Below are 26,112 nucleotides of genomic sequence, written 5' to 3' on the forward strand. Positions count from 1 at the left end.
TGGGCTCGCATTCCCCCTGTGGGAGCGAGCCTGCTCGCGATAGCGTCGGTTCAGACAATGATCACTTGAGCTCGGGCTTCTTGAGCCCGGGCTTGACCCGCAACGCCTTGGCCTTCGCCTCGATCACCAGGTACATCACCACCGTGACCAGCAACGGCAGGATGAAATAGATTGCCCGATAGGCAATCAACCCCGCCAGAAGGCTGCCCCTGGACGCGTCGTGTTGCAGCAGCGCGATGAAGACCGCCTCCAACACGCCGAGCCCTGCCGGAATGTGCGTAATGACCCCGGCAATGCTGCTGATCAGCAATACGCCGAGCACCACCGGGTACTCCAGTTTGCTGGGCAGCAAAGTAAAGATCACCGCCGCCATCAACGACCAGTTCAGCGCCCCCAGCGCCAGTTGCAACACCGCCATGCGCAGCGAGGGCAAGTTGATTTCCATGCCGCGGATCGTCCAGGCACGACGCTTGGAAAACCGGCAGGCCAGCAGATACCCGGCACTGGCCAATAGCAACAGCGCGCCCACGCCCTGCAAGGCATCGCTGCTCAGTTTCCAGCCCGGCGGCATCGTCACCAGACCGCTGCTGAACACCACCCCGGCCAGGGTCATGTAGCCGAACCAGTTCGTGGCCAAGCTCAGGCCGAGGATCTTGGCGATGTTGCCGTTGCTGACCCCCAGCCGGGAATACAGCCGGTAACGCATGGCGATGCCACCGACCCAGGCGCTGAGGTTGAGGTTGAAGGCGTAGCTGATCACCCCCACGGGCAGGATCTGTCGCCAACCCAGTTTCTGGCGGATGTAGGTGCGACCGATCAGGTCGAAGCAGGCGTAGGTAACGAAGCTGGCGACGGTCAGCGTGGCGGCGATGATCAAGGTCCGCACCTTGAAATCGGCCAGGGTGTCGAATACCTCGGACCAGTCGATGCGCCGGGCCAGGGTCGTGAACAGCACGATCAGCAGCAGGAAGAACGCCAGGGTCAGCGGTCTTTTCCAGCGGCTCCAGCGTGACTTGGGTTTGCTCTCGTCCCGGACACGGGCATCGCTTGGCGCGGTGTGCGCCTCAGAGTGATTCATGGGGCTCGCTCCGAACCGCCGTCGGCGGCGAAAAAGGTTTCAGGCGCGGTTTATGGGCCGGCAGCCATCCGGCCCAGGCCGGGAAGTGACGCAGGAAGTGGAACACCATGAAACCGATGGTCATGCGCCAGAGCAGGCCCCGTGGGGCGCGACTGGCGGGCATGGCGGTGCAGTGCTCGCGGCTCAGGTAATCGAGGCGCTGAAACAGTTCGCGGTTGAACCCCCGGTCGCGGATCAGCACGTTGGCTTCCAGGTTCAGCGACAGGCTCAGGGGGTCGAGGTTGCTCGAACCGACGGTACTCCAGTCCTCATCCACCAGGGCGACCTTGCCATGCAGGGGCCGCTCGCAATATTCGTGGATCGTCACGCCGGCTTTGAGCAGGTAGTCGTACAGCATCCGCGCCGCGAGCTTGGCGATCATCATGTCTGGCTGGCCCTGCAGGATCAGCCGCACCTCCACGCCACGTCGCGCCGCATTGCGGATCTCCCGCAGCAACCGATAGCCGGGGAAGAAATAGGCATTGGCGATGACCACGCGCCGTTTGGCGCTGCGCAGCACTTGCAGGTAGACCTCTTCGATGTCGGTCTGGTGTTCGTGGTTATCGCGGTAGACCAGGCGTACCTGGCCGTCGTGGTCACTGAAGGCCAACTCGCTGCGCCGACTACGGCGGCGCTGCCACCAGTACTTGGCCCGGGCCGGCCGGCCGCTTTGCATCAAGGCGAAGTGATGGATATCGACCACTGCCGGACCTTTGACCTCCACCGAATAGTCCTGCTTGGCCTCGGGGCCGAAATCGCCCAGATGGTCGGCGGAAAAATTGATCCCGCCAATGAAGGCGATCACGCCGTCTATCACCACCACCTTACGGTGCAAACGGCGGAACCAGTTGGTACGAATGCCCAGGTGAAGAGGGGCCGGATCGAACATTTGCAGGCGCACACCCGCGTCGCTCAACGAGGCCAGGAAGTTCGGTGTCAGCTCCCCGCAACCGAAGCCATCCAGGCTCAGGGTGACTCGCACGCCCCGTTGGGCGGCGTCCACCAGCACGTCGCGCAATTCGTTGCCGACCTTGTCCTCGAACAAAATGAAAGTCTCGATGAGGATTTCATTTTCGGCTCGACGGATAGCCTCGAACACTCGGGGGAAATATTCCTCGCCATTTTCCAGCAGGGTGATGCGGTTGTTGCCATGCCAGCCGTATTCGACGTCTACCAGCGCCGGGTCGCGCTCAGTGGGCGGCGTCTCGACCTTCTCCACTGCTGCCTTGTTCATCGTCGCGCTCATAGTTCGATCTCCACCGACAGCGGGGCGTGGTCGGACAGGTGCGACCACGGGCGTACGCTCAGCACCTTGGCCTGATTAGCCTTAAGGTTGCGCACATAGATTCGGTCCAGGCGCAGGATTGGCAGGCGCGCGGGAAAACTGCGGGCCGGCTTGCCCCATTGTTCGGCAAACACTTCCCGCAGGCCGCAGGGTTCGAGCAGGTCGGTGGCCTTGCCGCGCCAATCATTGAAGTCCCCGGCGACGATCACCGGTGCCTCGGGCGGCAGCTCGCTCAAGCGCTTGCACAACAACTTCAGTTGTTCGACACGATGACTTTCGCGCAAGCCCAGGTGAACACAAATGGCATGGACCTGCGGACCGTTACCCCCTGGCAGGCGCAACACGCTGTGGAGCATGCCCCGGCTCTCATGGCCGCTGATGGACACGTCCAGGTTGTCATGGCGAATGATCTGGAACTTCGACAGCAGTGCATTCCCATGGTCGCCCGCCGGATACACGGCGTTGCGCCCGTAGGCGAACTGCGGCCAGAGACTGTCGGCCAGGAATTCGTATTGCGGCATGCTCGGCCAGTTGGAGAAGCGCTGGGGGTGCTGTTCGTGGGCACCATGCACTTCCTGCAGGAACACCACGTCGGCGGACACGCTGCGCACCGCTTCGCGCAGCTCCGGCAAGATGAAACGCCGGTTCAGGGCGGTGAAGCCCTTGTGGGTGTTGACCGTCAGGACCGTGAAGCGGCTGATCCGGTCGAGGTCGTGCGCCAGGTTCTGGGGAGCGTCGGTGGTTGCGTCGCGGGTCGCCTCGGTAGGGCCTGGCGTGCTCATGGCAACACCCCCTCGGCCGGGCGTTCGCCGGGCGTGGTCGCGAGGTCCTTGTCCAGGTCGAAACGCTCCAGCAAGTGGCGCGCGTCATAGGGCGCGCGGACCTTGATGTCGTTGTCGAAATAGCAGAACACTTCCCGGCTCTTGCGCGCCCTGGGTTTTTTATTCGGATCGATCAGTTGGGCGTCCTGCGGTTGTGTGCCGTGGCTCCAGGCCTCGATCCGGTCGCCCCAGCGTTGTAACGCCTCGTCGGTGTAGCCGCTGGCGTAGAGTTCTTCGGCACCGTGCAGGCGCAGGTAGACGAAATCGCTGGTGACGTCTTCGCGGTAGGGCCACTTGCCGGCGGTGTCTGCGATCACCAGCGCAATGTCGTAGCGCTTGAGCAAGGCGACGAAATGCGGGTCGACGAAGCTTTCATGGCGGATCTCGACCGCGTGGCGCAATGGGCGCTTCTTATCGGTTTCGGTGCTGGCGTGGCCGTCCAGGCGCGGCTCGTGCTCCCGGGCCAGAGCGGCGGCACTGACAGTGTCATGGGGCAGTTGCTTGAGGAAGTCTTCGAACAGCTCGGGGTCGAATTTGAAGCTGGGGGGAAACTGCCAGAGGATGGCGCCGAGCTTTTCCTTGAGCTCCAGCACCCCGGACGCGAAGAAATTGGCCAGCGGCTTATGGATATCCCGCAGGCGCTTGATGTGGGTGATGAAACGCGGTGCCTTGACGCTGAACACGAAGCCCGGCGGCGTCTCGGCATACCACTGGGCATAGCGTTCGGGACGTTGGAGGGCATAGAACGAGCCGTTGATTTCGATGCTGTTGACCGCTCGCGAGGCGAACTGCAATTCACGCTTCTGGGTCAGCCCCTTGGGGTAGAAATCACCCCGCCAAGGCGTGTATCGCCAACCGGAAATGCCGATGTGGATCGCCGTCATGTGTCCCTCCCGTGCCAGATGACCTCGTACTGCCGGTGTCTTGCTGATGACTGTCGGGCGGCGCAGAAAGTTTCGACGAAGTGCCCGGTGGCGAAAGCGGTGGGGTTCTTGTGGCGAGGGGATGAATCCCCTCGCCACAAGGGTTTTGTATTGGTCTTGAGCGAACTTGCCTGCCTGATATGGATCAGTTCCTTACCGATCCCCATCAAGGAGCCTCGCGTTTTGTCTCGATTGAGCCGTGTATTCCTGCTGGTATTGCTGGCGCTGACCGGCGGCATCGCCCACGGCGCAGCCGCTATTCCCGGCACGCCCGCGCCCAATGAGGCCCCCGCCGAACCCGAACCCCTGGTCCAGGGTGGTTTGCTCGGGGCGATCAGTTCGAGCATCGATGACGTCCAGTACAAGCTCGACCTCAACCAGAGCCTGATCGATGCCTGGCGCTTGCGGGCGGACCGGGCGGCGGATGAGGTGGACCGGCTGGTGGACCAGACCTCCCGATCTTCCTGGCGGGTGGCAGGGGATTTCCTGCTGCTCTCCGGCGCCTGGCTGGGCGCCTTCGGGCTGATCTGGGCCGGCGCACGGCTGCTGGTCCATCACCTCGGCCGACGCCGTTGGCTGCGCACCCGCCAGCGGGTGCTGGACCTGCTCGGCTACCTGTTGCCCTACACTGTGCCGGCGCTGGTCTGCTTGCCGCTGACCCTGTACGTCAGCCACTTCCTGCAAGTGTCGGTCGGTCGCGCCCTGGCGCTGTGCTTCGCCTATGCCACCAGCAGTGGCGTTTTCTCGACCTCAGTGCTGCTGTGTCTGATCGTGATGTTCAACGCCGGTCACAAGCGCCGGGCGGTGGCGATCATTCGCCATTTCAGCCCGCGGCCGTTGTTCCTGATCGGTTTCCTCGCCGCCCTGAGCGATGCGCTCACCAGCCCGCAGATTGCCCGGCAATTGGGTAGCAACATCACCAGCAGCGTGGCGGTGTTCACCGGGTTGCTGGCCTCGGTGATCTTTGGCTGGCTGGTGATTCGCATGCGCCGGCCGGTGGCACACCTGATCCGTAACCGGCCGCTGGCCCAACGCCTGAAACAGCCCGCCCTGCAGGAGTCGCTGCGGATCTTTTCCGGGCTCTGGAACTGGCCGATCCTGTTGATGGTGCTGGTGTCGGCGGTGAGTCTGATCGGCGTCGGCGAAGACAACCAGAAAGCCCTGCGTTGCGCGCTGTTCACCACCATCCTGCTGATCGCCACGGTGTTTCTCAGCACCGTGCTCCAGCATGTGTTCAAGTCGCCCAAGGCCGAAACCATCCAGCGCAACAGTGCCTACAAGGGCCGGCTGCTGAGCCTGTTACACGCCTTGCTGCGGATCGTCATGGCGGTGGCGTTCATTGAAATCCTCGGACGGATCTGGGGGATCTCGCTGTTCGAATTCGCCTCGCGCAATGCGGTGGGGCGGGCGATCAGCGATTCCCTGAGTCGCATCGGCTTGATCTTCCTGGTGACCTGGCTGATGTGGGTGGTGCTCGACACGGCGATCCAGGAGGCTCTGAAACCGCCGATGAACAAGCGCGGCGCACGTCAGCCCAGCACTCGGATCAAGACCATCCTGCCGCTGTTGCGCAACGCGGCGAAAATCATCCTGGTGGTGATTTGCGCCATCACCACCATGGCCAACCTGGGCATCAACGTTGCGCCGCTGCTGGCGGGCGCCGGGGTGGTGGGATTGGCGATCGGCTTCGGTTCGCAGCAACTGGTGCAGGACGTGATTACCGGGCTGTTCATTATCATCGAAGACACCCTGTCCATCGGCGACTGGGTGGTGCTCGACTCCGGCCACGCCGGCACCGTCGAGGGCCTGACGATCCGCACCCTGCGCCTGCGCGACGGCAAGGGTTTCGTGCATTCGGTGCCGTTCGGCCAGATCAAGGCAGTGACCAATCAGTCCCGGCAGTTTGCCTTTGCTTTTTTCTCGGTGCAGTTCACCTACGACACCGATGTGGACCAGGCCATCGAACTGATCCGCGAAGCCGGGCGTTCGATCTCGGAAGACCCGTTTCTGAAGTTCAACCTGCAAGGGCCGCTGGACGTGTTCGGCGTGGACCGGATGGACCTCAATGGTGTGGTGCTCACGGCGCAGTTCCGCACCGTTTCGGGTGGGCAGTATGCAGTGAGCAGGGCGTTCAATCAGCGCTTGAAAAAGCTTGTGGATAACCATCCGGCGGTGCATTTCGCGCAGACTTATCCACAGCAGGTGATGTTGCCGAAGCGATTGGTGGAAGATCCGGTGGAGGGGGCTGAGGTGCCTGATCGTCCTCAGTAGAAGCTGGCTTTGTAGTGGGGTTGCTGGCCCCATCGCGAGCAGGCTCGCTCCCACAGTTGAAATGCATTCCTCGGTGAAATTGCATTCCCCTGTGGGAGCGAGCCTGCTCGCGATAGGGCCCGCCCAGCCACCTCAATTTCTCTGGATAAGCTTGCTGCGGATTTCGCCCATCGCCTGCACATCCAGCTCCATCCAGAAATGCAGCTTCCCGGCAATCTGCGCCGCCACCGGCATTCCATCGCGATACACCAGCCGATTGCTCGCCAGCGCCGGCACTTTCGCCCCAGGCAGCAATGTCCCGGCCAGGTTCAGCGGGTCGACGCCGCACACCGCAATCACGCTGCCGTCAGTGGGACGACGACGGACTTCGCGCAGCAGCGGGATGGCTTCGGGCAGGGCGAACTGCTCTCCGGCCAGACCGCTGACAAAGCGCCCGCCACGGATTTCGCCGCGTGCCTCCAGGCGATGGAACGTGCGCAGCAACTCGCGCCAGCTCGGCAGCCAATCCGCCTCCCGCTCCAACAAGCGCCAGAACACCACGCCGTAACGGCGCAGCAGGGTCATTGCGATGTGCTCCAGGGTGTCGGGCGGTGTGGGCGCGGGTCGGTTGCCTTCGGTCGGTGCTGGCTGGCTGCGGCGCAACAAGGCCCAGCGCCCGGCATCGTCCATGCCACCGACAAACGCCCCGCGCCCACGCCGACTGCTGCGGGCCTGGCGTTTGCTGGCGGGTGTGATCAATGCCCGCAGCCCGGCGAAGCTGTCGGCATTCACCAGGCCGGCACCCACCAGCTCTTGCAAGGCGATTTCCAGTTCGGCGCGCAGCAGGTGGGCTTCGTGCAGCAACTCGTCGAAAAACAGCGCGCCATGTTCGCTGAGGGCCTGGTGGACTTTTTGCGTCTTGAGGGACAGTTCGCTCAGTGGCGTCTGCTCTGTCAGGCTGCTCCACAGGGTGACCTGACTGCGCGGCAGCAACACCACCGGCGTGCTGCGCAGGGCCGTGGCGGAGGCTTTCTGCCGGGCGCTGAGGCGAGTCCAGACCAGCTTGCCGCTGCGACACAGTTCGTCGAGCCAACTGGCGGAGTAGTCCTTGATCCGCGCCGGCAAGAGGTCGCTATCCCAGGCCGAGGCCGCAGCGGGGTAGCCTTCGAACTGGCTGACGATCGACGGCAGCACGGCGCTGCCCCGGCCCTGGGTCGACGGCGACAGGTGTTGCCAGTCGAACAGGAACCGCATGAAATCCTGCAGCATCACCGGTTCGATTTCCCGGCGCAGGCGCTTGACGGTGTAGCGGTGGATGCGGGCCAGCAGATGCCGTTCGCACCATTCCTCCTGACTGGTGCCCGGTGTGAAGCGGCCGCGCAGCACGTAGCCTTGTTGTTCAAGGTGCGCCAGGGCCTGGGTGGCTTGCGCTGTCGATAATCCCAACGGATAGGCGATGGCAGTGAGTGGCAACGGGCCAAAGGCGCTGAGCCGGGCGCGGAGCACTTCCACCACGGCTTCGTCGCTGTCCCACGCTTCATCGAACCCGGCCAGGGGTGTCAGCGCGGGCTGCCATTGGGCCTGTGGATAAATCCCTTGTAGGCAGGTCAGTCGCTCCAGTGGCACCCACAGGCCGCGCTCGGCGCTGATCTGCACATGGCTGGCCCGCCCGCGTTCGGCCAACGCTTGCAGCCAGCCCGGCCACGATTCGTGGGCGCGTGCTTCGCTGTCGGCGATGCAGGCCAGGCTCATCAGCGCTTCGTGCATTTCATCGAGATTGGCGGGCGTCGGCCAGGCTTCCTCCCTGACCGACTGGATGGCCTCGGCGTCCAGCGCACCGAGGTCGTCAGTGGATTGCGGATCGCTCCAGCGCCGGTTGATGACCGCCTGGGTTCGGCGCTCTTCCAGCGGCGCGTCGTCGAGGAAGGTGTAGGGGCGGGCGCTGAGGATTTCTGCCGCCAGGGGCGACGGGGCAGGCAGGTCGCGACTGATCAGGCGAACTTCGCCCGCCTCCATGCGCCGCAACAGCGCCAGCCAGCCTTCGCTGTCCATGGCTTCGTGCAGGCAGTCATCGAGGGTCTGTTCCACCAGCGGGTGGTCGGGGATTTCCCGCTCGCCGGCGAGGTTCTCCAGGCAGGCGATCTGATCAGGGAACACGCTGGCGATCAGGTCTTCGCTTTTCATCCGCTGGATTTGCGGGGCGACCTTGCGTCCGCCGGTGTAGCGCGGCAAGGCCAGGGCTACCCCGGCATTCCAGCGCCAGCGCACGCCGAACAGCGGCGCATCCAGCACCGCCTGTACAAGGATCTGTTCGGCGCTGTGACTGTTGAGGTAACGCCAGACCTCATCCAACTCGAAACTGTGGCTGGTGGACAGCGACAGCACGATGGCGTCTTCGCTGGCGGCGGCCTGCAATTCGAAATTGAAGGTGCGGCAGAAACGCTTGCGCAGGGCCAGCCCCCAGGCGCGGTTGATGCGGCTGCCGAACGGCGTATGGATGATCAGTTGCGTGCCGCCGGACTCATCGAAGAACCGCTCCATGACCAGCGTGTCCTGCGACGGCAGGGCGCCGAACGCCAGGCGGGCCGGGGCCAGGTAATCCACCAGTTGTTCGGCGCTGGCCAGGTTCAATTGCAGGGTGCCGGTCAGCCAGTCGAGGGCCGGCTGCAGATTGCCGGGGGTGGCGCCGAGCAGTTGATCGAGCTGTGCTTGCAGTCGGGCCACGGCCAGGGACAGTTCGGCGCTGCGCCCCGGGGCCTCGCCGAGCCAGAACGGAATGGTTGGCGGCTGGCCCTGGGCGTCCTCGACCCGCACGCGGCCGGTCTCGACGCGAATGATGCGGTAGGAGGTATTGCCGAGCTGGAACACGTCGCCGGCGATGCTTTCCACCGCGAAGTCTTCGTTGACGCTGCCGATGTTCAGGCCCTGAGGTTCGAGCAGCACGCTGTAGTCGGCGTTGTCCGGAATGGTGCCGCCGCTGGTCACGGCGGTCAGTTTGCTGCCCCGGCGCCCGCGCAGGGTACGGGTGACTGCGTCACGGTGCAGGTAGGCGCTGCGCACGCCCTGGCGACCGTTGAGGCCTTCGGCGAGCATCTGCAACAGCGACTGATAATGCCCTTCGTCCAATTCGGCGTAGGGCGCAGCACGGCGAAAGGTGTCCAGCAGCGCCTGTTCCTGCCATTCCTGGCAGCTGACCTCGGCGACGATCTGCTGAGCCAGCACGTCCAGCGGTGCTTTGGGGATGTGCAGGATGTCAAGTTCACCCCGGCGTACGCAATCGAGCAGGGCGGCGCACTCGATCAGGTCGTCGCGGGTGGTGGCGAACAGCCGTCCCTTGGGCGTGCCGCCGACCTGGTGGCCGGAGCGGCCAACCCGTTGCAGGAACGCCGAAATCGAGCGGGGCGAGGCGATCTGGCAGACCAGGTCGACGTCGCCGATGTCGATGCCCAACTCCAGGGACGCGGTGGCGATCAGCACCTGCAATTCGCCGCGTTTGAGCCGCTGCTCGGCGTCGAGGCGAAATTCTTTCGCCAGGCTGCCATGGTGGGCGGCTACGGCGTCCTTGCCCAGGCGCTCGCTCAAATGGCGGCTCAGGCGTTCGGCCAGGCGCCGGGTATTGACGAACACCAGGGTGGTGCGGTGTGCCCGGGCGAGCTCGGCGAGGCGGTTGTAGACCAGTTCCCACACATCATTGGCCATCACCGCCGAGAGCGGCACTGGCGGCACCTCGATGTCCAGGTCGCGGGGACGGGCATGGCCGATGTCGACGATTTCGCACGAGCGACCTTCGCCCACCAGAAAGCGTGACATTGCTTCGATGGGTTTTTGCGTTGCGGACAGGCCGATGCGCACCAGCGGCTCGCTGCACAGCGCTTGCAGGCGTTCCAGGCTCAGGGCCAGGTGGCTGCCGCGCTTGCTGGCGGCGATGGCATGGATTTCATCGACGATCACCGTGCGGGTACTGGCGAGCATCTGCCGGCCGGAATCGGAGCCGAGCAGCACGTAGAGCGATTCGGGCGTGGTCACCAGAATGTGCGGCGCGGTCTTGCGCATCGCCGTGCGTTCTTTCTGCGGTGTGTCGCCAGTGCGTACGGCGGTGGTGATTTGCAGGGCTGGCAGGCCCATCTGCCGCAATTGTTCGGTGATGCCGGCCAGCGGGGTTTGCAGGTTGATCCGGATATCGTTGCTCAGGGCCTTGAGCGGCGAGACGTAGACCACCAGGGTCTGGTCCGGCAGGCCGCCCTGTTCCAGGCCCCGGTGCACCAGCTCGTCAAGCACGGCGAGAAACGCCGTGAGGGTCTTGCCCGAACCGGTGGGCGCGGCCACGAGGGTCGAACGACGCTGGCCGATCAACGGCCACGCCCGGGCCTGGGCGGCCGTGACCGCCGGGAAGGTCTGGCCGAACCAGGCACGGACGGCGGGGTGAAAGCCTGCCATGGCGTGGTCGGCTGCAAGGGGCAGATTCATAGGGGCAGTTATGCGGGTGGGATGGGGAAGATGCAAGTACTGGCTGATATCTCCGTTGCCTGCAGGCCCCATCGCGAGCAGGCTCGCTCCCACAGGATGGAGCACCACAGAGCCATTGTGGGAGCGAGCCTGCTCGCGATGGGGCCCTGAAGCGCGGCGCAAAATCCCTGATCTGCACTTTACGGATGACGGTTGCGCACTAAACCCGCAAAATGCAACGATTCCGGCAACGCCTGCGGGCGTTGTCGATCAAATTCTTGTGCCAACAGACTGGGCCTGCGAACTTTATGCGAATGCGCCTTATGTTACTGGGCGGCGGAAATGCCCTTGGGCAGGCGCTGATTCGCCTCGGTGCGGAAGAAGACATCGGTTTTCTCGCCCCCCGCCCCCCCGAAGATGGCTGGGATGCCGCGAGCCTGACGCAGCTGCTCGACGACACCCGTCCGGACGCCTTGATCAACCTGGCGTACTACTTCGACTGGTTTCAGGCCGAGGTCGTCAGCGAGCAGCGCCTGGCCAGCCAGGAGCGCGCGGTCGAGCGCCTGGCCGAATTGTGCCAGCACCACAATATCGTCTTGCTGCAACCGTCGAGCTATCGCGTGTTCGACGGCTCCCGTGCCACCGCCTACAGCGAAAAAGACGAGCCCGTGCCCCTGGGCCTGCGGGGTCAGGCCTTGTGGCGGATCGAGCAGAGTGTGCGCGCCACGTGCCCGCAACATGTCCTGCTGCGCTTCGGCTGGCTGCTGGACGACAGCGCCGACGGCATCCTCGGGCGTTTTCTCGCCCGGGCCGAACAGCCCGAGGAGCTGTTGCTGGCCGATGACCGTCGAGGCAACCCGACGCCGGTGGACGACGCTGCCCGGGTGATCATCTCCGTGCTCAAACAACTCGACTGCGCCGCGCCGCTGTGGGGCACTTACCATTACGCCGGACATGAGGCGACCACGCCGCTGGCGCTGGGTCAGGCGATCCTCACCGAAGCCCGCGCCCTGCATCCGCTGGCAATCGAGTCGCCCACGCCCCAGGCCCACGCCGCACGACCGGATGCCGCGGAAGAACCGCAGCATGCGGTACTGGCCTGCAAGAAAATTCTGCACACTTTCGGGATCAAGCCCCGCGCCTGGCGCGCCGCACTCCCGGGCTTACTGGATAGGTTTTATCGCCATGGCTGACGGCCCTGTTTTAATCACCGGCGGTGCGGGTTTCATTGGTTCACACCTGACCGACGCCTTGCTCGCCAAGGGGCATTCGGTGCGCATCCTGGATGACCTGTCCACTGGCAAGCGCAGCAACCTGCCGCTGGACAATCCCGCTGTCGAACTGATCGAAGGCGACGTCGCCGACGCCGCCCTGGTGGCGCGGGCCATGGTCGGCTGCAGCGCCGTGGCGCACCTGGCCGCAGTGGCTTCGGTGCAAGCCTCGGTAGACGACCCGGTGCGTACTCACCAGAGCAATTTCATCGGCACCCTGAATGTCTGCGAAGCCATGCGCCAGGCCGGCGTGAAACGGGTGCTGTTCGCCTCAAGCGCAGCGGTCTATGGCAACAACGGCGAAGGCCAGTCCATCGACGAAGAGACCCCCAAGGCCCCGCTAACGCCCTATGCCTCGGACAAACTGGCCAGCGAGTTCTACTTCGACTTCTACCGCCGCCAGCACGCGCTGGAGCCGGTGGTGTTCCGCTTCTTCAACATCTACGGCCCGCGCCAGGATCCGTCATCGCCGTATTCCGGGGTCATCAGCATCTTCAGCGAGCGGGCACAGAAAGGCTTGCCGATCACCGTGTTCGGCGATGGCGAGCAGACCCGGGATTTCGTCTACGTCGAAGACCTGGTGGATTTGCTGGTGCAGGCCATCGAGAAGCCTGAGGTGGAAGTCGGGGCGGTGAACGTCGGCTGGAACCAGGCCACGACCCTCAAGCAAATGCTTCAGGCCCTGGCCACGGTTGTCGGTGACCTGCCTCCGGTCAGCTACGGCCCGGCGCGTTCGGGGGACATCCGCCATTCCCGGGCCGATAACCATCGGCTGTTGCAACGCTTCAGCTTCCCGCAACAGACGCCGATGAGTGTGGGGCTGGCGCGGCTGTTGGGTCGCTGAGTTTCCAATCGGCACAAAAAACTGTGGGAGCGAGCCTGCTCGCGATAGCGGCATGACAGTCACTGAAGAGGTGAATGTCAGGCCGCCATCGCGAGCAGGCTCGCTCCCACAGGGGCATCTTATGTTCTGGTTCGGTTAGAACTTGTAACCCAACCCCACCATGTAGATCCACGGATCCACATCGACATTCACCTTGGCCCGGGTGCCACCGGCCACGGCGTTGTTGTCGACATACGCCGTGGTGTCGATGTCGATGTAACGGATCTGGCCGTTGATCATGATGTTGTCGGTCAGCATGTAGTCAGCGCCCACTTGCCACGCCATGCCCCAACTGTTGCTCGCCCGGAAGTTGCTGAAGCCGTTGGCGCTGGCTTCGCTGCCGACATGTTCGTCGTAGATCCAGGTGTAGTTGATGCCGGCGCCGACATACGGTTGGAATGCCGATTTGGCCTCGAGTGGGTAGTAGACCAGGCTCAGGGTCGGTGGCAGGTGCTTGAGGGTGCCGAGCTTGCCGTTGGCCGCGCCCAGGGCGGTGCCCTTGATCTTTACGTCGTGCTCGAACGGCGAGGCTGCCAACAGCTCGATGCCCAGGTGGTCGGTCATCATGTAGGCAAAGTTCAAGCCCAGTTGCGTGTCGCTGCTCATGGTCGCTTTGCCACCTAGATCGGCACCGGCTAGGGGGCCACGGTCGACCTTGACGCTGGAACTGTCGGCTTCCGGATTGACGGTGATGGCGCCGGCGCGAACGATGATATCGCCGGCCGTATGGGCCTGGGCGAGAGGGGCTGTGAGCGCGAGGGCGACGAGGGAAGCGCTGAGCAAGGACTTGTGCATGGGGGCTCCAGAGGACATTTCAAAAGGATGTCCCATGGTACGGAGGCGTCTGGTTCCGTCTTTTGACTCAGCTCAATGAAAGTGTGATGAGCCCTTTGAGGGCCTCATCGCGAGCAGGCCCGCTCTTACACTGATCGTGAGAACACCAACGATCCCATGTGGGAGCGAGCCTGCTCGCGATAGCTATTTCACAGACAATGCATGACCACCGGATTCACTCCGGCAGCTCATACACATAAATCTTCTCAGCCTCCATCTGATACCCGGCATCGGCCAGTTCGCTGGTGGACGGCTTGACCTGCATCGGCCCTTCGACCCAGTACGGTTGATACAGCTCATCGAGCTTCACCCCGACTTCGCTCTTCACATGCACGATCTGGTTCGAAGGCGGTGGCGGCACATGGATACAGGCACCGAAATACGGCACCAGCAAGAAGTCCGTGGTGCGGCCTTCCTCGCTCACTTCCAACGGCACGATGTAGCCCGGCAAACGAATCTGCTGGCCATCGAGCGCCTTGACCACCGGTGCGTTGGGCAGGTCCTGTTTGGCGGCTGGGGCGGATTCGGCGGACAGTGCGGTGCCCATCTGTGACAGGTCATGCAGCGGGGTCATGTTCGGCACTTCCGGCGGCGCGTCGGGCGGGATCATTTCCGACCAGGCCAGGTCCCTCGGCTCGGCCGCCCACAGTGGCAGGGCGACCATCATCAACAGCGCAAACAGGGCGCGGGGCATCTTCAATGTCCTCATAAACGGATCGACAAGCCGTCGGCCAACGATTGGCGATAGGCGCGCCAGGCCGGCACGCTGCCCATCAGCAGGGCGGCGACCAGGATGCCAGCCATGAGCGTCCATTCATATTCGCTTGGCCAGCTCAACGGCAGGTACAAGCCATAGGCCGACTGTACGTAACCCTGGGCGCCGCCGATGCCGATGTACAGCAAGGCCAGCCCGGCGGCGACCCCGGTCAATGCCAGGGCAAAGGCTTCCAGCACCAGCAGGCTCGCGATGTGCCACGGCCGCGCGCCCACCGAGCGCAAGATCGCCATCTCCCGACGACGCTCGTTGAGACTGGTTAGGATCGCCGTGAGCATGCCGATCAACCCGGTCAGGACGACGAACAGCGAAATCACGAACAAGGCTTTTTCCGCCGTGCCCATCAGGCTCCACAACTCTTGCAGGGCCACGCCGGGCAGGATCGCCAGCAATGGCTCGCCCCGGAACTCATTGATTTCGCGCTGCAAGGCAAAGGTGGAGATCTTGCTGTTGAGGCCGAGCATGAACGCGGTGATGGCCTGGGGCGTGAGGTCCATATTGCGGGCCTGGTCGGCGCTTATGCGACCGTTGCCCTGGGCCGGCACGCCGTTCTTCCAATCGATGTGGATCGCTTCCATGCCGCCGAGGCTGATGTGCAGTGTGCGGTCCACCGGGGTGCCGGTGCGCTTGAGAATGCCGACCACGGTGAAGGGCTTGTCGTCATGCTTGACCAGGCTGATGGCCGCTACGCCGTGGGCCAGCACCAGTTTGTCGCCGAGCTTGTAATGCAGCGCCTCGGCCACTTCGGCACCGAGCACCACTTCAAACGGGTCGCTGGCGAAAGCCCGGCCGTCGGCCAGTTCCAGGTGTTGCTGGCGGCCGTACTGGTAATGCTCGAAATAGGCCTCGGTGGTGCCCATTACTCGGTAGCCGCGATGGGAATCACCGAGCGACATGGGGATTGCCCACTTCACTTTCGGGTTGCTGGCGAAATGTTCGAAGCTGTCCCAGCGAATGTTGTTGGTGGCGTTGCCGATGCGAAACACCGAGTACAGCAACAGGTTCACCGAGCCGGAACGGGCGCCGACGATCAGGTCGGTGCCGCTGATGGTGCTGGCAAAACTGGCTTTTGCCTCGGTGCGCACCCGCTCCACCGCCAGCAGCAGGCAGACCGACAGGGCGATGGCGAAGGCAGTGAGGATCGCAGTGAAACGGCGGTTTGCCAGGCTGGCCATGGCTAGACGGAACAAATACATCTCAGACCTCGAGTGGCTTGGCGGCACGATTGAGATTGGCCAGCGAGAGGTTGCGGTCGAACAGCGGCGCCAAGCTCTGGTCATGGCTGACGAACAGCAGGCTTGAGCCGGCCTCGCGGCATTCGGCGAACAGCAGCCGCAGGAAGTTTTCCCGGGCGTCGTAGTCCAGGGCCGAGGTCGGTTCGTCTGCGATCACCAGTTCCGGCTGGCCGATCAACGCCCGGGCGGCGGCGACCCGTTGCTGCTGGCCGATGGACAGCGAGTCGGCGCGGCGCCCCAGCAGGTTCGGGTCGGTCAGCCCCAGGTGGGTCAGCAGCGTGGCGGCGGCCTGATCGATGCTGCCGTGGCGCTGGATGGCTCGCTGGGCCCGCAGCCTGGAAAAATGGCAGGGCAGCTCGACGTTCTCGCGCACCGAGAGAAACGGCAGCAGGTTGAATTGCTGGAAGATGTAGCCGGTGTGGTCCACGCGAAAGCGGTCGCGGCTGCCGGCACCCAGTTCGGTGAGCGGCTGGCCGAGCAGGTGGATGCTGCCGCGATCCGGCGTCTGCACCCCGCCCAGCAGCCCTAGCAAGGTGGTTTTACCACTGCCACTGGGCCCTTTGAGGAACAGGGTTTCGCCGGCTTCGAGGCGAAAGGCCGGGATGTCCAGCAGTGGCGGATGCCCGGGCCAGCTGAAGACCAGGTCGGACAGTTCGATGAGTGCTTGGGTCATGGTGGCTGATATCAGGATGATGGAAGCCCCTGTGGAGTACCTGTGGGAGCAAAGCTTGTCCACGATGGGCTTGTCACATTCAACGTCGATGTCGACGGTCGGACCGCTATCGCGGGCAAGCTTTGCTCCCACAGGCTTCCACCGCAGGGCGTGCAGTGTATTCAGAACTTCAGCGATGGCGCCTTGGCCGTCACTTCCACGCCTTGCTGGCCGCTCGGGCTGATCAGTTGTACCTGAATTTTCTGGGTGGCCGGGAAGGTTTTGAACAGCGTCGCCAGGTCGAGGTTCTTCAAGGCACCGGGTGTGGCGCAGGTGAACTGGTAGTGGGCGTGGATTTCGCTGTGCTCGTGGTGGTGCTCGTCACCGTCGGTGTCTTCGTCTTCGTCATGCTGTTCATGATCCGGTTCATCACCGAACAACGGGCTTTCCAGTTCCTGCTGGGCCAGGGTGCATTGGGCGGCGGCCGGCAGGTTGAACAGTGCCAGGGGCTTCTCAAGACGCGCCCGGGCCGCTTCGACCTTGGCCTTGTCGGCATCGCTGGTGGCTTCGTGTTCAAAGCCGACCAGGTTCATGGCCGGGCTCTCCAGCTCGAGCTCCAGGGTCTGGCCGTCGAGCGCAGCGTTCAGGCGGCCAACGCCGTGTTCATGGGCACCCAGGCTGCCGTGCTCATGATCATGGTCGTGCTCGACCGCCGCGTGAGCAACGGCCAATGGCAGCAGGGCGAACGGCAAAGCAAGAAGCAGACGACGCATGACGAGTCTCCAGACAAAGTGAATATTTTGTTATGTAATCTTATAACGAATCTGCGCAGAGTTTGACCGTCTGCTTGGCGTCGCGCAAGGCCCGTGGGAGCATGGGAACATTAAATCTTCAGGAGCACGGTGATGTTGCGCATACGCGGAACCGTCGGCGATTGGCCGGTGGACTTGTCGATCGAAATGGACGAGGGCGATTGGGCGCAGCTCGGCGCGCAGTTGCAGGTGGTCAAGCCGGAGGGCGCGGCGATGGCGGCGGCCAAACCGGCGAATCAGGACGATGCGCTGTGGCAGATCGCCAGGGAGTTGCTGCGCAAGGCCGGGCAGTTGAGTGGCCCGGACCTGCTGGAACAACTGGAAGGCCTTACGGGCAGTGCTCCGGCGGGCAAGCGCCTGTTGGTGCGCTTGCGCCACAGCGCCGAGGTCAAGGTGCTGAGCGGCGGTGATACGCCGCTCTACAGTTGGGTGGGGGCTGAGGCTTAGTACAACGCGGCAAACAGCTTGCGGCGATAGGTCGTCACCAACGGATGATCGTTGCCCAACAGTTCGAACACTTGCAGCAGCGTCTTGTGCGGCAGACCCTCGCTGTAGCCCCGGTTACGGCTGAACAGCTTGAGCAGTGCGTCGAGAGCCGGCTCATATTGCTGGCGCGCCAGTTGCTGGATCGCCAGTTGATACACCGCTTCATCGTCCTGTGGGTCTTTTGCCAGGCGGGCCTTGAGGTCGGCGGCGTCTGGCAGATGCTTGGCCAGGCCGAGGAACTGGATCTGCGCCTTGGCCCCGGCCAGTGCGGCCTTGTGCTCGTCGCTTTTCACCGAGTCCAGCACGGTCTGCGCTTCGCCCAGCTCGCCGCGTTCAGCCAGGCAACGGGCAAACAGGATCAGCGCCTTGGCGTTGGTGTTGTCTTCACCCAGCAGCACGGTGAGTAGGGCTTCGACATCGGCGAAACGCCCGTCGTCGAACAACGCCTGGGCCTGCTCGAGCGGATCGGCCGCGGCGGGAGGCGGCATCTGCACATGGGGTTCGAGCATCGCCCGCACCGCCGATTCCGGCTGGGCCCCGGCGAAACCGTCGACGGGCTGGCCGTCCTTGAACAGCACCACCGTCGGCAGGCTGCGGATGCCGAAGCGGGCGACGATGTCCTGCTCGATGTCGCAGTTGACCTTGGCCAGCAGCAACTCGCCCTGATAGCTCTCGGCAATACCTTGCAACATCGGCATCAGCGCCTTGCACGGCGCACACCACTCGGCCCAGAAATCCACCAGCACCGGTTTGTGGAAAGAGTTCGCGATCACCGACTGGTCGAAATCGGCGGTGGTGGCGTCGAAGATGTAGGGAGTGTCCTGGGTCATGGGAATCTCTTAGAACGCTTGAATGAGGCAACTATACGCGGGGTCTTGGGGTGCCTGGTAGGTCGCTATCGCGAGCGGGCTCGCTCCCACGGTTTGATCGCGTGCTATCTGAAAAAAACTCGATCACCTGTGGGAGCGAGCCTGCTCGCGATGCCTTTCAGGGCGAACGCCGCGCGTGATACAGGCTCACATGCCGAAACTCCTCGGGCTCGGCCAGGTCCGGCAGGGTCATGGCTTCGAGCAGTTCGATACGTCGGTACAGTGGATGCTGGAAATCCCGTACCCGGGAGTCGGCCACCAGGGCCTCGCGGCCGCGGCTGAGGAACTGGTCCAGCAGTGGCAGGTTGGCCCGGTCGTAGAGCACATCGGCGACCAGGATCAGGTCGAAGCGATCCGCTTCGGCGAAGAAATCCGTCGAATAAGTCAGCGCCACGTCATTGAGCAGGGCATTGGCCCGGCATGCCGCGATGGCCAATGGATCCAGGTCGCACGCCACCACTTCCAGCGCCCCGGCCTTGATCGCCGCGATGCCCGCCACGCCGGAGCCGGCACCGAAGTCCAGCACCCGCTTGCCCTCGACCCACTGCGGTCGCTCGGCCAGGTAGCGCGCCATCGCCAGGCCGCTGGCCCAACAGAAGCTCCAGTAAGGCGGTTCATGGAGGATGCGCCGGGTTTCCTCCGGGCTGAAGGCGCGGTCCATGTTATCGCCGTCGATCAACCACAGCTTCAAATCAGTGCCGGGTAACGGGCAGTCCACCAGGTGCGCGTCCCCCAGCAACTCGCTCAGCGCGTGTTGCAGGTCCTGCGGTGCATTCATGGCGCTTTGACTAACTGCAAGGCGCCCAACGCCTGGGTGGTTGGTTGCGCGATGCGCTGCTCCGGCAGGTGCAGGATCAATTGGCCCGACTGGCTGGCACGGCCACGCAGTTCCACGCGGGCGCCGACCGGGAAGGCATCGGGATTGAAACGCAGGCGGAAGGGCAGGGCGCGGTTGGTACCAATCAGGCTGGAGCTGGCGAGCAATTGCTGTGGACGGCCCTTGTCGTCGATCACCAGCAGCGCCAGTTCGACCTCGGCCCCGGTCGGTACGCCTTCGAGGGTGCCGCTCAGTTCCCGCTGGTACGCTGGCAATGGTCCCAACTCGGCGGCTTGCCGGGCTTTATCCTGGGCCTGTTTCGGTGCGGGCGCCGGTGCGGGCGCGGCGGGCTTGGGAGCGTCACTGCTGCACGCCATCAACAGGCTGAAAAGACTGAGCAAAACGAGCGATCGTAGCGGCATGTGCGGCTCCAACAGGGGTGAATTCCATGGATCTGACGGTAAGCCCGTCTGTATACCGTAAACCCTATGGCTTGTCTTGCCAGTGGGATGCGCTACCATGGCCCTCCCATTTTTTGTTGCCTGCCACCATGCACTGTCCCTTCTGCGGTGCCAACGACACCAAAGTCATCGACTCGCGACTGGTCGCCGAGGGCGAACAGGTCCGCCGTCGGCGCGAATGCCTGGCCTGCGGCGAACGTTTCACCACGTTCGAGACCGCTGAACTGGTGTTGCCGCGCCTGATCAAAACCGACGGCAGCCGCCAGCCGTTCGACGAAGAAAAACTGCGTGCCGGCATGCAGCGAGCCCTGGAAAAACGCCCGGTGAGCGTCGAGCGCCTGGAAGCGGCGCTGGTGCACATCAAGCACAAGCTGCGGGCGACCGGCGAGCGGGAGGTCAAATCCCTGGTGGTTGGCGAGCTGGTGATGGCCGAGCTGCAGAAGCTCGACGAAGTCGCCTACATCCGTTTTGCCTCGGTGTACCGGCGCTTCCAGGACCTGAACGAGTTCCGCGAGGAAATCGACCGCCTGGCCCGCGAACCGGTGAAAGAATGACCGTCCCGGCGCAACAGGCCGTCCTCGACGCCCATTACATGGCCCGCGCCCTGGAACTGGCGCGGCGCGGTCACTACACCACCCATCCCAATCCGCGAGTGGGTTGCGTGATCGTGCGTGACGGGCAGATCGTTGGCGAAGGCTGGCACATCCGCGCCGGTGAACCCCATGCCGAAGTCCATGCCTTGCGCGCCGCCGGTGAACTGGCCCGGGGCGCCACCGCCTACGTGACCCTCGAACCCTGCAGTCACCACGGCCGTACGCCGCCTTGTGCCGATGCGCTGGTCAACGCCGGTGTTGCCCGGGTCGTGGCGGCGATGCAGGACCCGAACCCGGAAGTCGCCGGTCGCGGTTTGCAACGGCTGGCCCAGGCCGGTATCGCCACCGAAAGCGGCGTACTGGAAGGCGAGGCCCGTCAGCTCAACCAGGGTTTTCTCAAGCGCATGGAGCACGGCTTGCCATTCGTGCGGGTCAAGCTCGCGATGAGCCTCGATGGCCGCACCGCCATGGAAAGCGGCGAAAGCCAGTGGATCACCGGCCCGGCGGCACGTTCAGCGGTGCAACGGCTGCGAGCCCAGGCCAGCGTGGTACTGACCGGCGCCGACACGGTGCTGGCGGACAATGCCCGGCTGACCGTACGCGCCGATGAGCTCGGGCTGGATGCCGATCAGACAGCATTGGTCATGAGTCGTCCGCCGCTGCGGGTACTGGTGGACGGTCGCTTGCGGGTGCCGCTGGATGCCCCCTTCTTCAAGGCTGGCCCGGCGCTGGTCGCCACGTGCATGGCGGTGGAAGAACAGTACGCCAACGGTCCCGAATGCATGATCGTGGCAGGCGATGATGGCCAGGTCGACCTGCGGCGCCTGCTGGTGGAGCTGGCGGCTCGTGGCGTCAATGAGGTGCTGGTGGAAGCCGGCCCACGCCTGGCGGGGGCATTCGCCCGGCAAGGCTTGGTGGACGAATTCCAGATTTTTATCGCCGGCAAGTTCCTGGGATCTTCGGCGCGACCCTTGCTGGATTGGCCGCTGGCGCACATGAAAGATGCCCCGGCGCTGAAAATCACCGAAATCCGCGCCGTGGGCGATGACTGGCGAGTCATCGCCGTTCCCGTTCCGCCGGCCAGCGTATAATTCCCGGCCTTCGCTCAAGCGGCGGCCTGTTCTCGAGGAGGACTCCATGTTTACCGGCATTATCGAATCCATCGGCAGTATCCGTGCACTCACCCCCAAGGGCGGCGACGTGCGGGTTCACGTCGAAACCGGCAAGCTCGACCTGAGCGACGTCAAACTGGGCGACAGCATCGCCGTGAACGGTGTCTGCCTGACTGCCGTCGAACTGCCCGGCAATGGTTTCCTGGCGGACGTCAGCCGCGAAACCCTCGACTGCACCGCCATGAACGACCTCAAGAGCGGCAGTCCGGTCAATCTGGAGAAAGCCCTCACGCCCACCACCCGGTTGGGCGGGCATCTGGTCAGCGGCCATGTCGACGGCGTCGGCGAAGTGGTTTCGCGCACCGATAACGCCCGGGCCGTGGAGTTTCGCATCCGTGCGCCGAAGGCGCTGGCCAAGTACATCGCGCACAAGGGCTCGATCACCGTCGACGGCACCAGCCTGACGGTCAACGCGGTGGATGGCGCCGAATTCCTGTTGACGATCATCCCGCACACCTTGAGCGAAACCATCATGGCTTCGTACCGGCCTGGGCGCCGGGTCAACCTGGAAGTCGACCTGCTGGCCCGTTACCTGGAGCGCTTGCTGCTCGGTGACAAGGCCGCAGAGCCGACGTCCGGCAGTAACATCACCGAAAGCTTTCTGGCCGCCAACGGCTACCTCAAATCCTGACCCAAGGGGGTGCCGCGTGGCGCTCAATAGCATCGAAGAGCTGGTTGAAGACATCCGCCAAGGCAAGATGGTCATCCTCATGGATGACGAAGACCGCGAGAACGAAGGCGACCTGATCATGGCCGCCGAATGCTGCAAGGCCGAACACATCAACTTCATGGCCAAGCACGCCCGTGGCCTGATCTGCATGCCGATGAGCCGCGAGCGTTGCGAGCTGCTGAAGCTGCCGCTGATGGCTCCGCGCAACGGTTCCGGCTTCGGCACCAAGTTCACCGTGTCCATCGAGGCCGCCGAGGGCGTGACCACCGGCATTTCCGCCGCTGACCGCGCACGCACCGTGCAAGCCGCCGCCGCGAAGGACGCCAAGGCCGAAGACATCGTCAGCCCTGGCCATATCTTCCCGCTGATGGCCCAGGCCGGCGGTACCTTGGCCCGCGCCGGCCACACCGAGGCAGCGTGCGACCTGGCGCGCATGGCCGGTTTCGAGCCCAGCGGCGTGATCTGCGAAGTGATGAACGACGACGGCACCATGTCCCGTCGCGCGGAACTGGAGGCCTTCGCCGCCGAACACGACATCAAGATCGGCACCATCGCCGACCTCATCCATTACCGGATGATCCACGAACGTACCGTTCAGCGGATTGCCGAGCAGCCGCTGGACAGCGAGCTGGGCCATTTCAACCTGGTGACCTACCGCGATTCGGTGGAAGGCGACGTGCACATGGCACTGACCCTGGGCACCGTCTGCGCCGAAGAGCCGACCCTGGTCCGCGTGCATAACATGGACCCGCTGCGGGACCTGCTGATGGTCAAGCAACCCGGCCGCTGGAGCCTGCGGGCCGCGATGGCCGCGGTGGCGGAGGCCGGCAGCGGCGTGGTGCTGCTGCTCGGACACCCCCTCGATGGCGATGTGCTGCTGGCGCATATCCGCGAAACCGGCGAGCAATTGCCGGTGAAGAAGACCACCACTTACAGTACGGTCGGCGCCGGTTCGCAGATCCTGCGTGACCTGGGCGTACGTAAAATGCGCCTGATGAGCGCACCGATGAAATTTAATGCGATATCCGGTTTCGATCTGGAAGTTGTAGAATACGTGCCCTCCGAATAATGACCTCGTTCAGTTAAGGAGGTCTTCCCCCTGTGGGAGTGAGCCTGCTCGCGAAAGCGGTGCATCAGGCGACATTAATGTCTCTGAGCTGACGTCATCGCGAGCAGGACCGCTCCCACAAGGGGTGCAGTTTCCTGAAATGAACGGCTGGCCCTGTAATTCGTGGCTAAATATCACCGAGGAGCGCGCACCGAGCGCGTTCCGGCTCTTTAAGAGAATTGACGAATGACCCTGAAGACCATCGAAGGTACCTTCATCGCCCCCAAAGGCCGCTACGCTCTGGTAGTGGGCCGTTTCAACAGCTTCGTGGTCGAGAGCCTGGTTGGCGGTGCGGTCGATGCCCTGGTTCGCCATGGCGTGAGCGAAAGCGACATCACCATCATCCGTGCCCCTGGCGCCTTCGAAATTCCGCTGGTTGCGCAGAAAGTCGCTCAAAAAGGCGAATATGCAGCAATCATCGCCCTGGGCGCGGTCATTCGTGGCGGTACTCCGCATTTCGAGTACGTGGCTGGCGAGTGCACCAAGGGCCTGGCCCAGGTGTCCATGGAGTTCGGCGTGCCGGTGGCTTTCGGCGTGCTGACCGTTGATTCCATCGAACAAGCCATCGAACGTTCCGGCACCAAGGCCGGTAACAAAGGCGCCGAAGCCGCCCTGTCCGCCCTGGAAATGGTCAGTCTGCTGGCGCAGTTGGAGGCCAAGTGATTAGCGACGAAAGCGATCGTTTCAACCCGCGCGATCCCAAGCCTGCCGATGCCGGCAAGCCTTCGAAAAGCGTCAAGCGTCGCGAAGCCCGTCAGCTTGCGACCCAGGCGCTGTATCAATGGCACATGGCCAAGCAGTCGCTGAACGAGATCGAAGCGCAGTTTCGGGTCGATAACGATTTCAGCGATGTTGACGGCGCGTATTTCCGCGAGATCCTCCACGGAGTTCCGGCGCACAAGACCGAAATCGACAAGGCCCTGGCACCTTGCCTGGACCTGACCATCGAAGAGCTGGACCCGGTTGAACTGGCGGTGTTGCGCCTGTCCACCTGGGAACTGATGCAGCGCGTCGACGTACCGTACCGCGTAGTGATCAACGAAGGGATCGAGCTGGCGAAGGTCTTCGGTTCCACCGACGGACACAAATTCGTCAACGGTGTGCTCGACAAGCTCGCCCCGCGTTTGCGGGAAGCTGAAGTGAAGGCGTTCAAGCGCTGAATGGGTGAGTTTGAGCTGATCCGCAGCTATTTCGCCGCGGCGCCTTGTGCGCAGGGCGGCGACGGCGTTGCGCTGGGGATCGGCGACGATTGTGCCTTGCTGGCGGTTCTTCCCGGGGAGCAGTTGGCAGTGTCCACCGACACGCTCGTGGCCGGTGTGCATTTTCCAGATCCTTGCGATCCATTCCTGCTCGGCCAGCGCTCGCTGGCCGTGGCGGTCAGCGATCTCGCCGCCATGGGCGCCAGGCCCCTTGCCTTTACCCTCGCCCTGACCTTGCCGACGGTGACCGCCGATTGGTTGCAGGCCTATGCCCGTGGTTTGAACCAGATGGCCCAGGCTTGTGGCGTTGCGCTGGTGGGTGGTGACACCACTCGCGGGCCGCTGAGCCTGACCATGACCGTGTTCGGTCGCGTGCCGTCCGGCCAGGCGTTGACCCGGAGCGGCGCGCAGCCTGGCGATCTGCTGTGTGTCGGTGGCGAACTGGGCAATGCTGCCGGTGCATTGCCGCTCGTGCTTGGCCAGCGTCACACTGAGCCGGCCGTCGCCGAGCCGTTGCTGGCGCATTATTGGTCACCGCGTCCGCAGACCCGCCTGGGGCTGGCGCTACGGGGCAGGGCCAGTGCGGCCATGGATATTTCCGATGGTCTGCTGGCCGATTGCGGGCATATCGCATTGGCGTCCGGCGTGGCCATCCAGGTTGAACGGGACCGGCTACCGTTGTCCAACGCTTTGCTGGCCTTCCTCGGCCGAACGGACGCGGAGCAGGCCGCGCTGAGCGGGGGTGACGATTATGTGCTGCTGTTCAGCTTGCCACCGGTCCGATTATCGGCGTTGCAGGCCGAAGGCTGGCCAATCCACGTGATCGGCAGTGTCATGGCAGGGCAGGGTGTCATGCTGGTGGACGCCGATGGAAGCGACATCACCCCGCAAATCCGGGGTTATCAACATTTTCGGGAGACACCGTGACAGATCATCCCAACCAGGTTCCAGCCGAATTCGTCCCCCCCTCGGTCTGGCGTAATCCCTGGCATTTCCTGGCATTTGGCTTCGGTTCGGGTACTTTGCCCAAGGCGCCAGGTACATGGGGCTCGCTGGTTGCGCTACCCTTCATACCGTTGTGGCAGATGTTGCCGGACTGGGGCTACTGGCTGATGCTCGGCATCACCATGCTGTTCGGCTTCTGGTTGTGTGGCAAGGTGGCGGACGACCTGCGTGTGCACGATCATGAAGGGATCGTCTGGGATGAAATGGTCGGGATGTGGATTACCCTGTGGCTGGTGCCGGAAGGCTGGTACTGGCTCTTGGCGGGTTTCCTGATGTTCCGCTTCTTCGATATTCTCAAGCCATGGCCGATCCGGTGGATCGACCGGCATGTCCACGGAGGCGTCGGTATCATGCTCGACGACATCCTGGCCGGGGTGTTTGCCTGGCTGGCAATGCAAGGACTGGTGTGGTGTCTTTCCTGAGGGATC

At 63.7% G+C, this 26,112-nt stretch carries 25 protein-coding genes; 12 read left to right on the forward strand and 13 right to left on the reverse strand.

What is annotated here, in order from left to right; genetic code table 11:
• Positions 1–61: 61 nt before the first annotated feature.
• Genes ACODTO_RS08965 through ACODTO_RS08980 form a run of 4 tightly spaced genes read right to left on the reverse strand, consistent with a single transcriptional unit; the run spans position 62 to position 4,107 of the window.
• Complete coding sequence (locus tag ACODTO_RS08965; RefSeq protein ID WP_489106301.1) at positions 62–1,078, reverse strand: lysylphosphatidylglycerol synthase domain-containing protein; 1,017 nt, start codon at positions 1,076–1,078, stop codon at positions 62–64.
• The gene (gene clsB, locus ACODTO_RS08970; protein WP_139650165.1) at positions 1,065–2,363 is read right to left on the reverse strand and encodes a cardiolipin synthase ClsB; all 1,299 of its coding nucleotides are present in this window, start codon (positions 2,361–2,363) and stop codon (positions 1,065–1,067) included. Before clsB ends, ACODTO_RS08965 begins: the two co-directional genes overlap by 14 nt.
• On the reverse strand, positions 2,360–3,184 hold the full coding sequence (locus tag ACODTO_RS08975; protein WP_241801722.1) for an endonuclease/exonuclease/phosphatase family protein: 825 nt from the start codon (positions 3,182–3,184) through the stop codon (positions 2,360–2,362). Before ACODTO_RS08975 ends, clsB begins: the two co-directional genes overlap by 4 nt.
• Entirely contained in the window at positions 3,181–4,107 is a 927-nt protein-coding gene (locus ACODTO_RS08980; RefSeq protein WP_139650167.1) for a DUF72 domain-containing protein, read from the reverse strand. The genes ACODTO_RS08975 and ACODTO_RS08980 overlap by 4 nt, the downstream gene beginning before the upstream one ends.
• A 222-nt stretch (positions 4,108–4,329) precedes the next feature.
• Between ACODTO_RS08980 and ACODTO_RS08985 the strand changes: the two genes are divergently transcribed.
• Positions 4,330–6,417: a mechanosensitive ion channel family protein gene (locus tag ACODTO_RS08985; RefSeq protein ID WP_489106302.1), complete on the forward strand. Its 2,088-nt coding sequence runs from the start codon at positions 4,330–4,332 to the stop codon at positions 6,415–6,417.
• Between the two features lie 132 nt (positions 6,418–6,549).
• Here ACODTO_RS08985 and ACODTO_RS08990 read toward each other — a convergent pair whose 3' ends face one another.
• The gene (locus ACODTO_RS08990; protein ID WP_489106303.1) at positions 6,550–10,863 is read right to left on the reverse strand and encodes an Lhr family helicase; all 4,314 of its coding nucleotides are present in this window, start codon (positions 10,861–10,863) and stop codon (positions 6,550–6,552) included.
• A gap of 287 nt (positions 10,864–11,150) precedes the next feature.
• Here ACODTO_RS08990 and ACODTO_RS08995 point away from each other — a divergent pair, with 287 nt between their 5' ends.
• Entirely contained in the window at positions 11,151–12,035 is an 885-nt protein-coding gene (locus tag ACODTO_RS08995) for a sugar nucleotide-binding protein (RefSeq protein WP_024778348.1), read from the forward strand.
• Positions 12,028–12,957 (forward strand): NAD-dependent epimerase/dehydratase family protein, encoded by a 930-nt coding sequence (locus tag ACODTO_RS09000; protein WP_139650172.1) that lies wholly within the window; start codon positions 12,028–12,030, stop codon positions 12,955–12,957. Before ACODTO_RS08995 ends, ACODTO_RS09000 begins: the two co-directional genes overlap by 8 nt.
• 135 nt (positions 12,958–13,092) lie before the next feature.
• Here ACODTO_RS09000 and ACODTO_RS09005 read toward each other — a convergent pair whose 3' ends face one another.
• The 5 genes from ACODTO_RS09005 to ACODTO_RS09025 all read right to left on the reverse strand — a co-directional run bounded on the left by ACODTO_RS09005 (position 13,093) and on the right by ACODTO_RS09025 (position 17,265).
• Positions 13,093–13,791 carry an OmpW/AlkL family protein gene (locus ACODTO_RS09005; RefSeq protein WP_139650174.1) on the reverse strand — a complete coding sequence of 233 codons (699 nt, stop codon included), beginning with the start codon at positions 13,789–13,791 and terminating at the stop codon, positions 13,093–13,095.
• A gap of 214 nt (positions 13,792–14,005) precedes the next feature.
• Positions 14,006–14,524 carry a DUF3299 domain-containing protein gene (locus tag ACODTO_RS09010; protein WP_175363218.1) on the reverse strand — a complete coding sequence of 173 codons (519 nt, stop codon included), beginning with the start codon at positions 14,522–14,524 and terminating at the stop codon, positions 14,006–14,008.
• 11 nt (positions 14,525–14,535) lie between these two features.
• Entirely contained in the window at positions 14,536–15,801 is a 1,266-nt protein-coding gene (locus ACODTO_RS09015) for an ABC transporter permease (protein ID WP_175386437.1), read from the reverse strand.
• 1 nt (position 15,802) lies between these two features.
• On the reverse strand, positions 15,803–16,513 hold the full coding sequence (locus tag ACODTO_RS09020) for an ABC transporter ATP-binding protein (protein WP_489106304.1): 711 nt from the start codon (positions 16,511–16,513) through the stop codon (positions 15,803–15,805).
• A gap of 161 nt (positions 16,514–16,674) precedes the next feature.
• A complete protein-coding gene (locus tag ACODTO_RS09025; RefSeq protein WP_139650182.1) occupies positions 16,675–17,265 on the reverse strand; it encodes a DUF2796 domain-containing protein in 591 nt (196 codons plus the stop codon).
• Between the two features lie 132 nt (positions 17,266–17,397).
• Here ACODTO_RS09025 and ACODTO_RS09030 point away from each other — a divergent pair, with 132 nt between their 5' ends.
• Positions 17,398–17,751 carry a hypothetical protein gene (locus ACODTO_RS09030; RefSeq protein ID WP_464709805.1) on the forward strand — a complete coding sequence of 118 codons (354 nt, stop codon included), beginning with the start codon at positions 17,398–17,400 and terminating at the stop codon, positions 17,749–17,751.
• Here ACODTO_RS09030 and trxA read toward each other — a convergent pair.
• From trxA to ACODTO_RS09045, 3 genes are all read right to left on the reverse strand, one after another.
• Positions 17,748–18,620 (reverse strand): thioredoxin, encoded by an 873-nt coding sequence (trxA, locus tag ACODTO_RS09035; RefSeq protein WP_139650186.1) that lies wholly within the window; start codon positions 18,618–18,620, stop codon positions 17,748–17,750. The genes ACODTO_RS09030 and trxA overlap by 4 nt on opposite strands.
• A gap of 157 nt (positions 18,621–18,777) precedes the next feature.
• A complete protein-coding gene (locus tag ACODTO_RS09040) occupies positions 18,778–19,437 on the reverse strand; it encodes a class I SAM-dependent methyltransferase (RefSeq protein ID WP_175363215.1) in 660 nt (219 codons plus the stop codon).
• Positions 19,434–19,898: a hypothetical protein gene (locus tag ACODTO_RS09045; protein WP_139650190.1), complete on the reverse strand. Its 465-nt coding sequence runs from the start codon at positions 19,896–19,898 to the stop codon at positions 19,434–19,436. The genes ACODTO_RS09040 and ACODTO_RS09045 overlap by 4 nt, the downstream gene beginning before the upstream one ends.
• A gap of 128 nt (positions 19,899–20,026) precedes the next feature.
• On the opposite strand from ACODTO_RS09045, the gene nrdR reads away from it, so the two are divergent.
• The 8 genes from nrdR to ACODTO_RS09085 all read left to right on the forward strand — a co-directional run bounded on the left by nrdR (position 20,027) and on the right by ACODTO_RS09085 (position 26,106).
• Positions 20,027–20,491 carry a transcriptional regulator NrdR gene (gene nrdR / locus ACODTO_RS09050; RefSeq protein ID WP_013694316.1) on the forward strand — a complete coding sequence of 155 codons (465 nt, stop codon included), beginning with the start codon at positions 20,027–20,029 and terminating at the stop codon, positions 20,489–20,491.
• Positions 20,488–21,621 carry a bifunctional diaminohydroxyphosphoribosylaminopyrimidine deaminase/5-amino-6-(5-phosphoribosylamino)uracil reductase RibD gene (gene ribD, locus ACODTO_RS09055; protein WP_489106305.1) on the forward strand — a complete coding sequence of 378 codons (1,134 nt, stop codon included), beginning with the start codon at positions 20,488–20,490 and terminating at the stop codon, positions 21,619–21,621. The genes nrdR and ribD overlap by 4 nt, the downstream gene beginning before the upstream one ends.
• A 46-nt stretch (positions 21,622–21,667) precedes the next feature.
• Entirely contained in the window at positions 21,668–22,333 is a 666-nt protein-coding gene (locus tag ACODTO_RS09060) for a riboflavin synthase (RefSeq protein ID WP_489106306.1), read from the forward strand.
• A 16-nt stretch (positions 22,334–22,349) separates the two neighbouring features.
• On the forward strand, positions 22,350–23,441 hold the full coding sequence (gene ribBA / locus ACODTO_RS09065; RefSeq protein ID WP_024778362.1) for a bifunctional 3,4-dihydroxy-2-butanone-4-phosphate synthase/GTP cyclohydrolase II: 1,092 nt from the start codon (positions 22,350–22,352) through the stop codon (positions 23,439–23,441).
• Between the two features lie 225 nt (positions 23,442–23,666).
• On the forward strand, positions 23,667–24,143 hold the full coding sequence (gene ribH, locus ACODTO_RS09070; RefSeq protein ID WP_003206025.1) for a 6,7-dimethyl-8-ribityllumazine synthase: 477 nt from the start codon (positions 23,667–23,669) through the stop codon (positions 24,141–24,143).
• Entirely contained in the window at positions 24,140–24,640 is a 501-nt protein-coding gene (gene nusB / locus ACODTO_RS09075) for a transcription antitermination factor NusB (RefSeq protein ID WP_024778364.1), read from the forward strand. Before ribH ends, nusB begins: the two co-directional genes overlap by 4 nt.
• On the forward strand, positions 24,641–25,606 hold the full coding sequence (gene thiL / locus ACODTO_RS09080) for a thiamine-phosphate kinase (RefSeq protein WP_489106307.1): 966 nt from the start codon (positions 24,641–24,643) through the stop codon (positions 25,604–25,606).
• Positions 25,603–26,106, forward strand: a complete 504-nt coding sequence (locus ACODTO_RS09085; RefSeq protein ID WP_489106308.1) for a phosphatidylglycerophosphatase A family protein — start codon at positions 25,603–25,605, stop codon at positions 26,104–26,106. The genes thiL and ACODTO_RS09085 overlap by 4 nt, the downstream gene beginning before the upstream one ends.
• Positions 26,107–26,112: the final 6 nt, after the last annotated feature.

It is taken from the genome of Pseudomonas sp. FG13 (genome assembly GCF_057809755.1).